Source organism: Streptomyces sp. NBC_01445, from assembly GCF_035918235.1.
Classification (GTDB): domain Bacteria; phylum Actinomycetota; class Actinomycetes; order Streptomycetales; family Streptomycetaceae; genus Streptomyces.
In genome coordinates this window covers 4,687,011-4,701,384 of the sequence record NZ_CP109485.1, presented here as the reverse complement: position 1 = coordinate 4,701,384, position 14,374 = coordinate 4,687,011, and the positions used below count along the sequence as shown (strand labels likewise).

General features: G+C 69.7%; 15 protein-coding genes and 1 pseudogene. 11 read left to right on the top strand and 5 right to left on the bottom strand.

Going from position 1 to position 14,374, the window contains the following annotated elements:
* Nucleotides 1-10 precede the first annotated feature (10 nt).
* The 5 genes and pseudogenes from OG574_RS21360 to OG574_RS21340 all read right to left on the bottom strand — a co-directional run bounded on the left by OG574_RS21360 (nt 11) and on the right by OG574_RS21340 (nt 4,618).
* Nucleotides 11-2,083, bottom strand: a complete 2,073-nt coding sequence (locus OG574_RS21360) for a PIG-L family deacetylase (RefSeq protein ID WP_326774528.1) — start codon at nt 2,081-2,083, stop codon at nt 11-13.
* A 180-nt stretch (nt 2,084-2,263) separates the two neighbouring features.
* A complete protein-coding gene (locus OG574_RS21355; RefSeq protein WP_326774527.1) occupies nt 2,264-2,611 on the bottom strand; it encodes a hypothetical protein in 348 nt (115 codons plus the stop codon).
* A pseudogene (locus tag OG574_RS21350) lies at nt 2,611-2,954 on the bottom strand (hypothetical protein). The gene OG574_RS21355 and the pseudogene OG574_RS21350 overlap by 1 nt, the downstream one beginning before the upstream one ends.
* Nucleotides 2,951-3,898 (bottom strand): helix-turn-helix domain-containing protein, encoded by a 948-nt coding sequence (locus OG574_RS21345; RefSeq protein WP_326774526.1) that lies wholly within the window; start codon nt 3,896-3,898, stop codon nt 2,951-2,953. Before OG574_RS21345 ends, OG574_RS21350 begins: the two are co-directional and overlap by 4 nt.
* Nucleotides 3,899-4,054: 156 nt before the next feature.
* A complete protein-coding gene (locus tag OG574_RS21340) occupies nt 4,055-4,618 on the bottom strand; it encodes an ATP-binding protein (protein WP_326774525.1) in 564 nt (187 codons plus the stop codon).
* A 166-nt stretch (nt 4,619-4,784) separates the two neighbouring features.
* On the opposite strand from OG574_RS21340, the gene OG574_RS21335 reads away from it, so the two are divergent.
* The 11 genes from OG574_RS21335 to rplW all read left to right on the top strand — a co-directional run bounded on the left by OG574_RS21335 (nt 4,785) and on the right by rplW (nt 14,369).
* The gene (locus OG574_RS21335) at nt 4,785-5,657 is read left to right on the top strand and encodes a helix-turn-helix domain-containing protein (RefSeq protein ID WP_398375456.1); all 873 of its coding nucleotides are present in this window, start codon (nt 4,785-4,787) and stop codon (nt 5,655-5,657) included.
* Nucleotides 5,654-5,863: a DUF397 domain-containing protein gene (locus tag OG574_RS21330; RefSeq protein WP_326774524.1), complete on the top strand. Its 210-nt coding sequence runs from the start codon at nt 5,654-5,656 to the stop codon at nt 5,861-5,863. The genes OG574_RS21335 and OG574_RS21330 overlap by 4 nt, the downstream gene beginning before the upstream one ends.
* Before the next feature lie 141 nt (nt 5,864-6,004).
* Nucleotides 6,005-6,310, top strand: coding sequence for a hypothetical protein (locus OG574_RS21325; RefSeq protein WP_326778567.1), 306 nt, complete (start codon nt 6,005-6,007; stop codon nt 6,308-6,310).
* A gap of 129 nt (nt 6,311-6,439) precedes the next feature.
* A complete protein-coding gene (locus OG574_RS21320) occupies nt 6,440-6,808 on the top strand; it encodes a hypothetical protein (RefSeq protein WP_326774523.1) in 369 nt (122 codons plus the stop codon).
* Entirely contained in the window at nt 6,805-11,082 is a 4,278-nt protein-coding gene (locus tag OG574_RS21315) for a DUF6531 domain-containing protein (protein ID WP_326774522.1), read from the top strand. The genes OG574_RS21320 and OG574_RS21315 overlap by 4 nt, the downstream gene beginning before the upstream one ends.
* Complete coding sequence (locus OG574_RS21310) at nt 11,082-11,513, top strand: hypothetical protein (RefSeq protein WP_326774521.1); 432 nt, start codon at nt 11,082-11,084, stop codon at nt 11,511-11,513. Before OG574_RS21315 ends, OG574_RS21310 begins: the two co-directional genes overlap by 1 nt.
* Before the next feature lie 129 nt (nt 11,514-11,642).
* Nucleotides 11,643-11,849, top strand: a complete 207-nt coding sequence (locus OG574_RS21305) for a hypothetical protein (protein WP_326774520.1) — start codon at nt 11,643-11,645, stop codon at nt 11,847-11,849.
* A gap of 472 nt (nt 11,850-12,321) precedes the next feature.
* Complete coding sequence (rpsJ, locus tag OG574_RS21300; RefSeq protein ID WP_003948644.1) at nt 12,322-12,630, top strand: 30S ribosomal protein S10; 309 nt, start codon at nt 12,322-12,324, stop codon at nt 12,628-12,630.
* A 17-nt stretch (nt 12,631-12,647) separates the two neighbouring features.
* Entirely contained in the window at nt 12,648-13,292 is a 645-nt protein-coding gene (rplC, locus tag OG574_RS21295) for a 50S ribosomal protein L3 (RefSeq protein ID WP_100594886.1), read from the top strand.
* A 7-nt stretch (nt 13,293-13,299) separates the two neighbouring features.
* On the top strand, nt 13,300-13,953 hold the full coding sequence (rplD, locus tag OG574_RS21290) for a 50S ribosomal protein L4 (protein WP_100594885.1): 654 nt from the start codon (nt 13,300-13,302) through the stop codon (nt 13,951-13,953).
* Nucleotides 13,953-14,369, top strand: a complete 417-nt coding sequence (rplW, locus tag OG574_RS21285; protein ID WP_100594884.1) for a 50S ribosomal protein L23 — start codon at nt 13,953-13,955, stop codon at nt 14,367-14,369. The genes rplD and rplW overlap by 1 nt, the downstream gene beginning before the upstream one ends.
* The last annotated feature ends 5 nt before the right edge of the window (nt 14,370-14,374 follow it).

The window sequence follows — 14,374 nt, the reverse complement described above, 5'->3', positions numbered from 1 at the left end:
TTTTTGGGGCTCAGATCTTGCGGGCGGTGCCGGTCCCGGTGCCGGTGGAGCTGTCCGGGCGCCACAGCCACGGCCGGGCGGCGGGGGAGAGGCCCGCGGCCGCGGGACCGTTCCGGGTGGCGCGCAGTGCGAGTCCGTCGAGGGTGACCAGGTCGCGCGCGGCCCGCTGGATCCGACCGCTCCGGCCCCGGCGCAGGAGCTGGAGCGTTCCGCTGGTGTCCCGGCCCAGGAGGTACGGGCCGTCGGCGGTCACGGGGCCGTAACCCGGAAAGTCGACCGGTGGCCCGGCCGTCGCCGTCAGCGCCGACGAGGCGGGGGCCCGGTAGAAGAGCCGGCCGCCCGCGGAGGCGACGGCGTCCGCGGGCACCGGCAGCCCGGCGAGTGGCGCGGGCCCCTCCGGAGTCCAGTGGTGGACGGTGTCGCGTCCCGGCGCGTACACATGGACGCCGCCGTCCTCGCCGACGACCGCGGTCAGACCGTCCTGCACGGGCCCGCCGCCGAGGCCGCGCCACGGAGACCAGCGCCCGTCGAGGCCGCGTACCCGTGTACTGATGCCCTGGTCCGCGTCCCGTACGAAGAGATGGACCTGCCCGTCGCGGGCGGTGACGGCGACGGGGACGCCGATGCGGCGGCCGCGCACGGGGTCGGCCTCCGGGTTGCCGAGACCGGTCCAGGCGCCGAACTCCCCGCCGGTGGCACGCTGTTCGAGGACCACGACCTCGCGCAGGTCGGAGCCGCCGCGCCCTTCCAGAGCCGCGAGCCGGAGGCCGAGGAGCAGCTGCCGTCCGTCGCGGAGCGTGGCGGAACCCAGGGCCGGTGCGAGCGGGCCGCCGCCGAGGTCCGTCGGCCGGCCGAAGACTCCTTGCGTCGTCTCGTGCCACCGGACGGCACGCATTCCGAGCACGCCGTAGCCGGACAGCTTGCCGTCCGGTTCCTGGGCCAGGGCGATCCGTGGGCCCGGGTAGCGGTAGTGCGTCGAGCGGACCCAGCCCTTGCGGTTGGTGAGGGGGCGGCCCCCGCCGACGTTGTAGTCGCCGCAGCCGGAGGGGTTGCCGCACTGCCAGTCGGGACCCGCGCCGTAGGGCATCAGGTGCGCAGCCTTGGCGTGCAGCACGGCCTCGGGGAGGTTCTCGGGCCAGTGGTGGTTGTAGTAGCCGCGGAAGGCGGTGGCCGCGAAGGGGGGTGGTCCACCCGCCGCGGTCTGCGACCAGCGGATCAGCGCGGCCCAGGTGAAGGCGGCCACGGCCGTGTGGTCGGCGTGGTCGGAGAAACCGGGCTGTTCGCTGTCACGTATCCGCGTACGCAGATCGCTGTCCTGGATGTCGGGGTCCGGGTCGAGCGTGTGCACGAGGGTGGGCCGGTAGCGCTCGAAGAGGCCCACGAGTACGTCGACGAGGCCGTCGTAGTCGTACATCTGTGCCCGGCGCAGGGGTGACCCGTCGACGACGACCGTGCGCAGCGGCAGACCGCTCTCCCGCCACAGCGCCGGTGCGCCCATGTGGCCCGCCGGTGTGTGCATCGCCAGATCGAGGAAGACCAGCTCGACGCGGCGGCCCCGGTGCTCCAGCGTGTTCACCTCGGCCCGGTGCCCGCCCGCGAGCGTGGTGACCTCGGTGCGCCAGCCGCTGAAGACGGGCAGGCCGAGCTGGGTCGCGTAGGACTGGCGGAGTCCCTGGTGACGGGCGGCGGCGTACGCGGACTTGTCGGCCGGGGGGTGCGGGCGGCCGGGGATCTTGTTGACGCCGTCGGCCTCGCCCGCCGTGACGTACACGCAGACCAGGGGGACGCCGGCGGCGAAGGCCTGGCTGGTGTCCGGGTTCATGAAGTACAGGTCGTCGTCGGGGTGCGCGAGGACCTGGAGCAGCAGAGCGTGCTCGCCCTCGGCGGCGGGGCGGCCGGAGGCGGGGGAGGGGGCGGTGGCACGGGCCGGGGGCGCGGTTGCGGCCGTGTGGCCGACGACGGCTGCCGCGGTGGCGGTGGCGACGGCGGCGGATCCGATGAGTATGGCGCGGCGCCCGGGCAGGCGTCGGGTGCCACCTATTCGACCGTCGCCGGCCTCACTCTGGGCACTCTTGTCTCCCATGCGCTGTCCTCCGTCCGCCGTACGCAGCGGTCGGAATGTGCGCTGCTTCTCGGTGCTTCAGCCGAGAAGAGGCTCGTCAGTGGGGTCAGGTTCCATGCACGGACATGTTCTGTTCACACGTTTTGGGGCTCTTGGGGAACTCTTGGTTTCCCGTTGCTACGAGGCCTTTGTCACGCGTCCTCAGCCGCCGACGGCCCACCGCGCGGCGGCGGTGACTCCGAGGTGCAGGGCGGGCGCGACCCACGCCCACCCCATGACGCGCCGGACGGACGGGAGCAGCCAGAGCACCACGGCCGACCCGGCAGCCGCGATCGTGGCGACGCAGGACAGGACGATCCCCCGGTACGCGTCGTCGTCCCAGACCCCGGCGGGCCGGATGGTGAGGGCCATCCAGCAGAAGTACGCGGCGATGAGGGTGAGCACGGCGAACGGCAGGGCGAGGACCACCCGGAGGCAGCCCCGGTCGTCGTCCGAGTCGGCGGGAGGGACGGGGTGGGCGGGAGCGGCGGGGCGGGCGGGGTCTGTCATCAGCGCAGTGGGTTCCTTGCCTCGTCCAGCACGGCGCTCAGCTCACGCAGTGCTTCATGAGCGACAGTCGCGTCCTCGTGCTCCAGATCCCGCGTTGCGCGGGCGTGCCGGGCGGTCAGGTCGGGGCGACGGGCGATCTCGATGTCCCGGGCCAGGCAAGCACCCAGCTCTGCACAGGGCTGAGGGACTGCCACTCGACGGCCTTGGCGAAGGCCTCGTCCTTGGTCCGCTGCATCTCCGGCATGCGCGCGGGGGCGACGGCGGCGAGGGCTGCGCGCAGGGCGTCGGGGGTCTGCTCGGGGCGGGGAACCAGCTCATGTCCGTACTCGGCCTGCGTGTTCATGGTGTCCTGTCCGGCTGGCTCGTTGCAGGCGAATCGCCGGTTCGGTCCGGCGCGCGGCACTCGCGGCACTTGCCCGGCTCGGGGCCGCGGAAGGCGCGGTCGCACTCGTCGCAGTTCCGGAGCGGATGACGGGCGGGAGGCGGGGACGCGGCCGGGGCCCGGAACGGGGGCGGCGGTGGCAGCAGCGCTGTCAGCCGGTGGGCAAGGAAGGCGGCCGGGTGGCGCAGGCCCTCGCCGGGCAGATCGCCTGGCAGATCGCTGGTCAGGGCGTGGCGTACGGCGGCGGGGCCGAGGTCGCGCTCTAGCCAGGCGGCGACGCCGGGTGCGAGGCGCTGCGCATCAAGGGCGGAGAGCGCGAGCCGGGGGTCGGCGCGGTGCAGGCCCGCGAGGAGGTCGGCGGCGGTCTGGAGGAGGAGCGGGGAGGCGTGGGCGGGGTGGGGGACGGTCAGGGGCCGGGGCGGTCGCTTGGCGCGAGGCTGCGGCGCCGGGCAGGTCGGTACGTCGTCGCCCGCCGATGGCTCCGAGGCGGGCTCCGGCGCGGCGGCCGGTGCGTGGGTGGCGCGGCCCGGCTGGTTGCAGGAGACCGTGCGCGTGACGATGCGGCCGTCGGGTACGCGGTGGCGCTCGCGCCGGAGGTAGCCGTGGGCCTCCAACTCCCGCAGGGCGGCGGCGATACGTGTCGCCCCTTCGGGGAAGCGGGCGGTGAGGGTCTTGATGTCCACGCGGGCGCCGGTCGGCAGGGACTGGATGTGGACGGCCAGCGCGATCGCGACGAGCGAGAGCTCGCGGTGCTGGGCCAGGTGGTTGCCGATCACCGTGAAGCGGGTGGCGTGGCGGGTGTTGGCGTGGGTGATGCCGAGGGGCGCGGGGCCCCGTTTCGGGCGGGCTTTCCCGGCAACGCGGGACTGGGCGCGCGGGGGCGCGCTAGGGTTCTGGGTACCCATCGGGAAGCTCGATTCTTCCTCGGTGGTCAGGCCCTCGATCGGGATTGCGAGTCCCGGCCGGGGGCCGTCGCATGTCTGCGGTTGTTTTGAATGCTGGGGTCTCGCGCTGAGCGTATGGCAGTCAACAGGGGCTTTGGCCAGCCGAGTTGGCGACATTCACCTGTGTGAGTGAGTGGTCCGGGCGGCTGCCGACGGCGGGGCAGGTGGGGCTTGGCTCGGTTCCTTTTCCTCGTCCGTTGTTCCTTTGGGGTTGTCGCATGGAGCACCGGAGCCCGCGTTCACGAGCTCCGGTCGTACGAGATCCAGTTCCGCCCACACCGTCTTACGTGGAACGGGTCCCTCCGCGACGCCCCAGCGATCGGCCAGCGCCTCGACGAGGAACAGGCCGCGCCCGGATTCGGCGCCGGGGGCGGGTGGTTGTCGCGTAAGGGGCGGGAGTCTGTCGCCCCTGGTGTCCGTCACCTCGATACGGAGTACGTGAATGTCGGCGCGGAGCACGACGAGAAAGTCGCGGCCGGGCAGGCGGGCGTGGGCGACGGCGTTCGCCGCGAGCTCGGCGACGACGTGCTCGGCCGCGTCCGTGACCCCGTACGGCAGGTCACGGCACCGCAGCCACTCGACGGCCAGTAGGCGCGCGAGGCGGGCGCCGCGCGGCGTGGGGGAGAGAAGGACCCTGAAGTGCCGCGCGGGGCAGGAGAGTTGGGCGGATTCCAGATTCACGTCACTCAGCGTGGCCGCGCACGCATAGCGTGAAAAGTGACGACGCCGGTACGTACGGTGACTGTCCGGAGCTTGTCCAGTGGTGTCCGGGCTGTCCAGAGGGGTCGTACGGGTAGGGGTCGTCGATGCGCGGGGTGCGGCAGCGGTACGTCGGAGGTGGGCGCGGGTGAGCGTGGATCGAGTGCAGGTGGTAAGCAATGGGGCGGATGAACCCGGGTGGGAGGTGGATCCGGACGACGAGCAGGGCGCGGCCGTCGTGGCGATGGTGGGGCGGCAGCTGAAGCTGCAGCGGGAGGCCTCCGGGCTGCGGGCGGCCGAGTTCGGGGCGGCCATCGGGTACGGGGAGGACCTGGTCTACAAGGTCGAGGCGGGCCGCCGGATCCCGAGGTCGGAGTACCTGGACAGGGCGGACGAGGTGCTGGGGGCGGGCGGGCTCATCGCCGCGATGAAACCGGACGTGGCGGAGGTTCGGTATCCGAAGAAGGTGCGGGATCTGGCGGGCATGGAGGCGCGGGCCGTCGAGATCGGGGTCTACGTGGCGCACGGCCTGCATGGGCTGTTGCAGACGCCGGGGCACGCACGGGCGTTGTTCGAGGCTCGGCAGCCTGCGTATTCGCAGGATGAGGTGGAGCATGGCGTGGCGGCTCGCATGGCTCGGCAGTCGATCTTCGGGCGGCCATCCGCCCCTGCCCTGAGCTTCGTACAAGAGGAGTCGGCGCTCCGGCGCCCCATCGGAGGCACAATGGAGTGGCGCGGACAGCTCGAACACCTGCTGCAGGTCGGGCAGTTGCGCAATGTCACCTTTCAGGTGATGCCTACTCGCCGAGAGGCTCATCCCGGTATGGACGGGAAGATCGAGGTGCTGAAGTTCCAGGACGGTACGGCCGTGGGGCGCTCTGAAGGGGCGTTCGGAGGTCGCCCTGTGAGCGACTCGAAGCAGCTGCGGATCCTTGAACTGCGATTTGGCATCATCCGCGCTGAGGCTCTCTCGCCACGGGAGACCCTGGCCTTCATCGAGCAACTGCTGGGAGAGACATGATCCGCAAGGCTTCCGCACAGGGCGCCCCTGAGCTGGCTTGGTTCAAGAGCAGCTACAGCAGCGATGGCAACGAAGCCGACTGCGTCGAGGTCGCCACCAGCCCCGGCACGGTCCACGTCCGCGACTCCAAGAACGCCCACGCCGCCCGTTTCGCCGTAACGGCTGACGCCTGGGCCGAGTTCGTGACGTACGCGTCTGGGAGCTGAATCGTCGTCCCTGTCGGCTGGGGGATTCGACGTACCGCGAGGTGATCGTCACCATGGAGGGCAACGATCACTCAGCCATGCCCTGGCTGCTCCACCACTCCGGTGCCCCGGACCGTTCGAAAGAATCCGACCTTGACTGACGTGTCAGTACTTGCCGCAGGGGTCCACGGGCCGTCGCCCGTCGTCCTCGCCATCTTCTCGCTCGCCGGCCTCGTCTGCCTGTGGTGCGGGGTGAACTGGGCGTTCGACGTGCGGGGGATCACCACCCGACGGTCCGAGCGGATCCGGCAGAGGAACGCGGGGATCCTGGGGATGCCGGGAGCGCTGGACGCCGCGCCGACCACTGTCTTCGGGTCGGTGGGCTATCTCCGGTTCCTGGGTGCTCTCATGACGTTCGCGGGGCTGATCCTGCTCGTGGCGACGTACGCGCTCTGGCACCTGGGCTGAGCCGAGACCGGCACAGCTCCCTGGCTCCACTGGCCTATTGCCGTTCCATGGTGACGGATTGACCTTCCCTTGAACCGACTCCCCTAGGGTCATGAGTCGCACGCGCGAACGACGGGGGAACGGCAGCGCATGAGTGACGGCAACGGCGACGGCATGGTGCTGGACATCAAAACCGCGGACATCAAGGCCTCGGCGCCGGTGTTCCACGAGCAGGCCAAGAATCTGAGCAAGGCACTCACCACCCTCGTCACCACCCTGGACAACCTGGGCAAGCCCTGGGGCGATGACAAGCAGGGCAAGGAGTTCGGGGACGTCTACTCGCCGCAGCAGAAGAAGATCGAGAGCTCCACGGGGATCCTCGTCCTCGGCCTGACCAGCATCCACGAGGCGCTGGTCGACCTGTCCGACGGGCACGTGGACAACGACGACCTCATTGCCGGGATGTTCACCAAGGTGAAGCCCCCGAAGGACGGCGCCGACAGCGAGGGTTCCCGGTGAGCATCGAGGACGAGGCAAAGAAGATCCTCCTGCACCTGGGCCTGTGGTGGCCGGACGCCGACGCCGACTCCCTGCGCTCCGCGGCCACTGCCTGGCGGACCTTCGCCGACGCCGTCGACGACGTACGCGCACCGGCGCACAAGAGCGCGTCCTCCCTCATCCATCACAACAAGGGTGAGTCGATCGAGGCGTTCGAGAAGTTCTGGGGCCGCTACGCCAAGGGCCAGGACGCGGGCTGGCTGAGCGACCTGGCCGATTCGGCGCGGGGGATGGCGAAGGCGCTCGACAAGTTCGCGGACGCCATCGACGACGCGATCAACAAACTCTGGACCCAGATCGGCATCGACGCCGCCGTGATCGCGGGCGGCGTCGCACTGGCCTTCTTCACCGCGGGCCTGGCCTCAGGAGCGGCCGTCGCGGCGGCCGACGTCATCATCGAGCTCGGCGCCACCATGGGCGTTGCCGTCTCCGCGACGGTCGCCGAGATCGCGGCCGGCACCCTGATCGCGGCAGCGTTCGGTGGAGTCGAATCGGTAACCGTGGACGCGGCCATCGCCCAGCCGCTGAAGATGATCACCGGTCTGCAGAAGGGCTTCAGCCTCGACGAGGTGAACAAGGCAGCCACGGACGGCATGCTCTACGGCGGTGCGCTCGGCGCGGGCAGCGGCGTTCTGAAGGCGGGTATGGAGGGGGCGTTCTCCAGCACGACGCCCCTGATGCTGCGCCCGCCGTCGCTCCGCCCCGACCTGGTGGAGCTGGGCCCGGCCGCCCGTAAGGCGGAGCGCACACCGTGCGTGGGCGAGCCGATCGACGTGGCGACCGGCGCGATGCTGATGACGCAGACGGACCTGTCGCTGCCGGCGTCCCTCCCTCTCCTCTTCCAGCGCACCCACCTGTCGTCGTACCGCGGGGGAGTCTGCTTCGGCCCGACCTGGATATCCACACTCGACGAGTGCGTGCAGATCGACGGCGAGGGCGTCGTGTTCGCCGCGGCGGACGGCATGAGGCTCGTCTATCCGGTCCCGGAGCCGGGTGTGCCCGCCCTGCCGGTCAAGGGTGCGCGCTGGCCGCTGGAGTGGGACGGCAAGCCGGACGGCGTCATGACGATCACCGACCCGGGCACGGGAGTCACCCGCTCCTTCACCACCCCGTTCCCGTCCGGCTCGTTCGGCGTCTTCCACCTGCCGGTGGACGCGTGGAGCGACCGCAACGGCATGCGCATCGACGTGGAGCGCGACGACGACGGCATCCCCGTCGGCCTGCGCCACTCCGGCGGCTACTACGTCGCCGTGGACACGGACGGCCCACGCATCACGGCCCTGCGCCTCCTCGACCGGGCCCCCGACGCGTACACGGCCGACGTCTCCCGCGAGGGCGGCACGACCGTCATGCGCTACGGCTACAACGAAGCGGGCAACCTCACCGAGGTCATCAACTCCAGCGACCTGCCCCTGCGATTCACGTACGACTCGGACGGCCGCGTCACCAAGTGGACCGACCGCAACGGGACGTGGTTCTCGTACGAGTACGACGCACGCGGCCGGGTCGTCCGCACCGAGGGCATCGACGGTTTCCTCTCCGGGAGCCTGGCCTACGACGACGCCGCCCGCACCACCACGTACACCGACTCGCTCGGCCACCTCTCGACACACCGGTACAACGCTGAGGGCCTGGTCGAGGAGGAGACCGACCAGCTCGGCCACACCACACGCACCCAGTGGGACGAGCACGGCGACAAGCCGCTCACCGTCACTGACCCGCTGGGCCGCACCACGCGCTACGGCCATGACGACGCCGGACACCTCATCGCGGTCACGCTGCCCGACGGGTCTGTGGCCGGGGCGACGTACAACGCGCACGGCCAGCCTCTGGAGGTCGTCGAGCCGGGCGGGGCGACCTGGCGCCATACCTACGACGAACTCGGCAATCTGCTTGCCACGTCCGATCCGCTCGGAGCCGGGACCCGCATCGTCTACAACGCGTCCGGGCACCTGACCGCCGTCACGGACGCACTGGGACATACGCGAAGCGTCACGCCGAACGCGGCCGGACTGCCCATCACCGTGACGGACGAGCTCGGCCACGTCACGGTGGTTCGCCGCGACGCGTTCGGCAGGGTGGCAGAGGTCACCGACCCTCTGGGCCACACCACTCGCACGGGGTGGACGACGGAGGGGAAGCCCGAGTGGCGCGAACACCCCGACGGTACCCGCGAGACCTGGACCTGGGACGGCGAGGGCAACCTCCTCACCCACACCGACCAGGCAGGCCACATCACCCGCCACACCCCAACCCACTTCGACGTCCCCGCCACCCGGACAGACTCCGACGGCGCAACCTACGCCTTCGCCTACGACACCGAACTACGGCTGACGGGTGTCACCAACCCCCAGGGCCTGACCTGGTCTTACAGCTACGACGAGGCGGGGCGCCTGGTCGCGGAGACCGACTTCAACGGCCGCACCCTGACCTACGCGCACGACGCGGCGGGCGGCGTGACCTCGCGCACCAACGGCGCCGGCGAGACGCTGCGCTTCACGCGGGACACGCTCGGCCGGGTGACCGAGCAGCGCACCGACTCGGGCGAGGTGACGACGTACGAATACGACGCGGCGGGCGAACTGATCCGTGCGGCGAACGCGGACGCTGACGTCATCACCTCGTACGACGCTCTCGGCCGCACGCTGTCGGAGGCCGTCAACGGACGGGCGACCACCTACGCCTACGACGCCCTCGGCCGCCGCATTCGACGCTCGACCCCGTCCGGACTGACCTCGCACTGGACGTACGACCCGGCGGGACGGGCCACCGAACTCCGCTCCGACGCCGGGACGTTGACCTTCGCCTACGATGCGGCAGGGCGCGAGACGCACCGCCGCATCGGCGAGAAGGTGACACTCGCCCAGGCCTGGGACACTGCCGACCGCCTCACCATCCAGTCCCTGACGTCATCGCCCGGCGGCAGGGAGGCGGGCCGCCTCCTCCAGCACCGCGCCTATGCCTACCGTGCCGACGGGTACCTCACCGAGATCCGCGAACTCACGTCGGGCACCCGGAAGTTCGACCTCGACCCCACAGGCCGGGTCACGGGCGTACATGCCCATGGCTGGACCGAGACGTACGCCTATGACACGGCAGGCAACCTCACCCATGCCACGGCCCCGGCCCACGAGACGCCCGGAGACCGCGCCTTCGACGGCACCCTCATCCGCCGCGCCGGGCACACCACCTACGAACACGACGCCCAAGGCCGCCAGGTCCGCAAAACCCGCAAGCTCCTCAACGGCCGGCAGCAGACCTGGGCCTACACCTGGAACGCGGAGGACCGCCTGACCCAGGCGGTCACGCCGGACGGCGAGTGCTGGGGATATACGTACGACCCGCTCGGCCGCCGCATCTCCAAGTACCGCATGGCGGAGGACGGCTCGGTCACCGACCGCACGGACTTCACCTGGGACGATGCGCGCCTGGCCGAACAGACGGCACCCGACGGCCGGGTCACCGCCTGGGACTACGCCCCAGGCACGCACCGCCCCCTCACCCAGACCGACCGCAGTCCCCGGACAGCGCTCCCGAGCGGATCCTTCCTCATCAAACTGGCGGCTGAGACCACGTGCCACCCCACCACTCGCTTTCATGCGGTCATCACCGACGCCGTCGGCACGCCGAACGAACTGGTGTCCCCCGAAGGTGAGTTGACTTGGCAGCGTCGTACCACGCTCTGGAGCACCCCGCTCCCCGCCCCCAACGACTCCACATCCGTCGACTGCCCCCTGCGCTTCCCGGGGCAGTACGCGGACACGGAAACCGGTCTGAACTACAACTACTTCCGGTACTACGACGGTGAGACCGGCCGCTACTTCTCGCCCGACCCGCTGGGCCTGGGGGCCGGGCCCAATCCGTACTGGTACGGCCCTCACCCCCTCACCTGGATAGACCCCTACGGACTCGCGCTGTGCCGCACAGGCCCGAGGCTGGAGAACGGGAACACCAAGGAGGGCTGGCAGCACATCGACGAGCGCCATATCGCGGGAACCGCCGCCGGCGGCCACGGCGACCTCATGCCGCCGACGACCACCCGTCCCCAGGTGGAGCAGGCCGCGCAGACAATGATTGAAAAGGGCACTCGAGTGTCGGACCCGGCACGCCGGATACAAACCTTTGAGAAGAGGATGACCGTCAACGGAATGCGCGCCCGGTACCGGCTGGTGGTCGACTCGGATGATGGAAACCGCATCATCACGTTCTTCCCGGTAGGAAAGAGTCACACCTGATGATCACTGTGCAGTTCACCGTGCGGCCGGATCAGGGCGAACCCAGTGGGTTCGACCTGGGCGACATGTCTGTCACTGGGGACCTCGGAACGGCCGACTCGGCCGGCCACACCCCCGACCAAGGCATGATGATCTACCTTTCCGTGACCCAACTCCTGGACAGCCTCGGCGACTTCTTGCGCGGCGATGCCGGGACCCTCTCCTTTACCGGCGTCGACACTTCCTTCGGGCTGGTGTTCCGGCGTACCAGGAAGGGTCTGTCCGTCGCGTCGAAGGTCGGCGTCATCGCTCGCGCGTCCGCTCCCGAACTGGGTGAGGCGGTCCTGCGCGCTGCCGACCGACTCGCTCTCGCTCTCCCTGCGGAGGACTCGGCCGCGGCAGACCTCGGTGCCGCCCTGGCCTCGTTCCCCCGCCTGGCTGATGATGCTTGAGAGTTGTGACGATGGAAGACTCGGTGCCGTCACTGTCCACGGGCCGCGGCTCTCGACCTCACCTCAGGACGTACTGCGGCTGCGGATCGCGCCCTGCTTAGACCGCCCCCTCCCGACCCGCTCCGGACGGTGTGGCGGACGTCCCTGCGTGACTGCCTGAACACGTTCGGCGAGGCGACCATCGGGCGCATGCAGGACGGCGAAGCGGCCGCCCTGGAGGTTCTGCGGCCCTTGAGGGCCCGCGCCCCCGACCTGCCGGAAGACGCCCGTAGCGACGTGCTGCGCAACCAGCTGGGCCGGTTCCTGGAGGGCTGGGGTGACGCGGCTTCCCGCTGAGTCCCGCCGAGCGGGTCGGTCCTCGGCTGCGGTCCCCGCCCGGCCCCGGTTTGACCTTCGTCACCCCAGGGGTACTCTCTACGGCTCGATTGGCCAGGCGCAGCCGCTCTGTGGCAGACTATCGGGGTTGCTCGGTTGAGTGCCGATGCTGCACGCCTCCCGCCGGGAGGACCGGAAGCGAGTCCCACAGTACTCGTCGCCCCATCTGCCAGAAGGTCGAAAGATCCGCAGGCAGCGCTAGGGCGGACGTACGGGAATCTTCCGGGAAGTGCAGTGAGGTCGTTCAGCCAGGCGCCCGGTGGGTTTCTTCCCCCGGCTTCGCGGTCCCAGGGCTGCAGCTCCCGAGCAGGGAAATCCGTATGGATATTTCTGTCAGTGAGACTGCGACACGCCCGACCGCGTGGGTCGGAGGAGGACGGAATAGGACCTGCCAGGTTCCAGAGCGTTTCGAGAGACAGGACTACTAGTAGCCATGGCGGGACAGAAGATCCGCATCCGGCTTAAGGCCTACGACCACGAGGTCATCGACAGCTCGGCGAAGAAGATCGTCGAGACGGTGACCCGCACTGGTGCGTCGGTCGCAGGCCCGGTGCCGCTGCCCACTGAGAAGAACGTGTACTGCGTCATCAAGTCGCCGCACAAGTACAAGGACTCTCGCGAGCACTTCGAGATGCGCACGCACAAGCGCCTGATCGACATTCTCGACCCGACGCCCAAGACCGTTGACTCTCTGATGCGACTCGACCTTCCGGCCGGTGTCGACATCGAGATCAAGCTCTAGGGATCGGTGAGCTGAGAATGGCTAAGCAGATCAAGGGCATCCTGGGCGAGAAGCTCGGCATGACCCAGGTCTGGGACGACAACAACCGTGTCGTCCCGGTCACCGTGGTCAAGGCCGGTCCGAACGTCGTGACCCAGGTCCGTACGAACGACACTGACGGCTACGAGTCGGTCCAGATCGCCTTCGGCGAGATCGACCCGCGCAAGGTGAACAAGCCCCTCAAGGGCCACTTCGCCAAGGCCGATGTAACCCCGCGCCGCCACCTGGTGGAGCTCCGTACCCCCGGCGCCAGCGAGTACACGCTGGGCCAGGAGATCACTGCCGAGGTCTTCGAGGCCGGCGTCAAGGTTGACGTCACCGCGAAGAGCAAGGGCAAGGGCTTCGCCGGTGTCATGAAGCGCCACAACTTCAAGGGTGGCAAGGCGTCCCACGGTGCCCACCGTGTGCACCGCATGCCCGGTTCCATCGGTGGCTGTGCCACTCCCGGCCGTGTCTTCAAGGGCATGCGCATGGCGGGTCGCATGGGCAACGAGCGGGTCACCACCCAGAACCTGACCGTTCACGCCGTTGACGCGGAGAAGGGTCTGCTCCTCATCAAGGGCGCAGTTCCCGGTCCGAACGGTGGCCTCGTCCTGGTCCGCACCGCGGCCAAGGGGGTTTGAGGAACCGATGAGCACCATTGACATCCTTTCGCCTGCAGGCGACAAGGCCGGGACGGTCGAGCTCCCCGCGGAGATCTTCGACGTAGAGAAGATCAGCATCCCGCTTCTCCACCAGGTCGTCGTCGCCCAGCTGGCCGCTGCCCGTCAGGGCACGCACAAGACCAAGCGTCGCGGCGAGGTCCGCGGTGGTGGGCGCAAGCCTTACCGCCAGAAGGGCACCGGCCGCGCGCGCCAGGGTTCGACCCGTGCGCCGCAGTTCGCCGGCGGTGGCGTCGTCCACGGCCCGCAGCCGCGTGACTACTCGCAGCGGACCCCGAAGAAGATGAAGGCCGCGGCCCTGCGCCACGCCCTCACCGACCGGGCCCGCAACGCTCGCATCCACGTCGTCACCGGCGTGGTCGACGGCGGAGTCTCCACCAAGGCCGCCAAGTCGCTGCTCGCCAAGATCTCGGAGCGCAAGAACCTGCTCCTGGTGATCGACCGTGCCGACGAGGCCGCGCTGCTCTCCGCTCGCAACCTGCCCCAGGTCCACATCCTGGAGCCGGGCCAGCTGAACACGTACGACGTTCTCGTCTCGGACGATGTGGTCTTCACCCAGGCCGCCTTCGAGTCCTTCGTGTCCGGCCCGCAGGCCACTGACACCGAAGGGAGCGAAGCCTGATGGCTACGCGTCACCCGAGCATCGCCCCCAAGGCGGCCAAGGCCGCCAAGGCCGCGCGCATCGCCAAGGCGAAGCGCCACGAGGCCGAGGGCAAGAACACCGTTGAGACGCCGCTGAGCAAGAGCTTCACGGATCCCCGTGACGTCCTCCTCAAGCCGGTCGTCTCCGAGAAGAGCTACGCGCTCCTCGATGAGGGCAAGTACACCTTCATTGTTGACCCGCGTGCCAACAAGACCCAGATCAAGCAGGCCGTCCAGGCGGTCTTCTCGGTCAAGGTCACCGGAGTCAACACGATCAACCGTCAGGGCAAGCGCAAGCGGACCAAGACGGGCTTCGGCAAGCGTGCCGACAGCAAGCGCGCGATCGTGACCCTCGCTGAGGGCGACCGTATCGACATCTTCGGCCAGGCCTCCTAACGGAG

What these genes read in the sequence shown, in the direction of transcription:
- rpsJ (WP_003948644.1), top strand. Translation starts at nt 12,322, where the DNA reads ATGGCGGGACAGAAGATCCGCATCCGGCTTAAGGCCTACGACCACGAG.
- OG574_RS21345 (WP_326774526.1), bottom strand. Translation starts at nt 3,898, where the DNA reads ATGGGTACCCAGAACCCTAGCGCGCCCCCGCGCGCCCAGTCCCGCGTT.
- OG574_RS21320 (WP_326774523.1), top strand. Translation starts at nt 6,440, where the DNA reads ATGAGTGACGGCAACGGCGACGGCATGGTGCTGGACATCAAAACCGCG.
- OG574_RS21355 (WP_326774527.1), bottom strand. Translation starts at nt 2,611, where the DNA reads ATGACAGACCCCGCCCGCCCCGCCGCTCCCGCCCACCCCGTCCCTCCC.
- rplD (WP_100594885.1), top strand. Translation starts at nt 13,300, where the DNA reads ATGAGCACCATTGACATCCTTTCGCCTGCAGGCGACAAGGCCGGGACG.
- OG574_RS21360 (WP_326774528.1), bottom strand. Translation starts at nt 2,083, where the DNA reads ATGGGAGACAAGAGTGCCCAGAGTGAGGCCGGCGACGGTCGAATAGGT.
- rplW (WP_100594884.1), top strand. Translation starts at nt 13,953, where the DNA reads ATGGCTACGCGTCACCCGAGCATCGCCCCCAAGGCGGCCAAGGCCGCC.
- rplC (WP_100594886.1), top strand. Translation starts at nt 12,648, where the DNA reads ATGGCTAAGCAGATCAAGGGCATCCTGGGCGAGAAGCTCGGCATGACC.
- OG574_RS21310 (WP_326774521.1), top strand. Translation starts at nt 11,082, where the DNA reads ATGATCACTGTGCAGTTCACCGTGCGGCCGGATCAGGGCGAACCCAGT.
- OG574_RS21330 (WP_326774524.1), top strand. Translation starts at nt 5,654, where the DNA reads ATGATCCGCAAGGCTTCCGCACAGGGCGCCCCTGAGCTGGCTTGGTTC.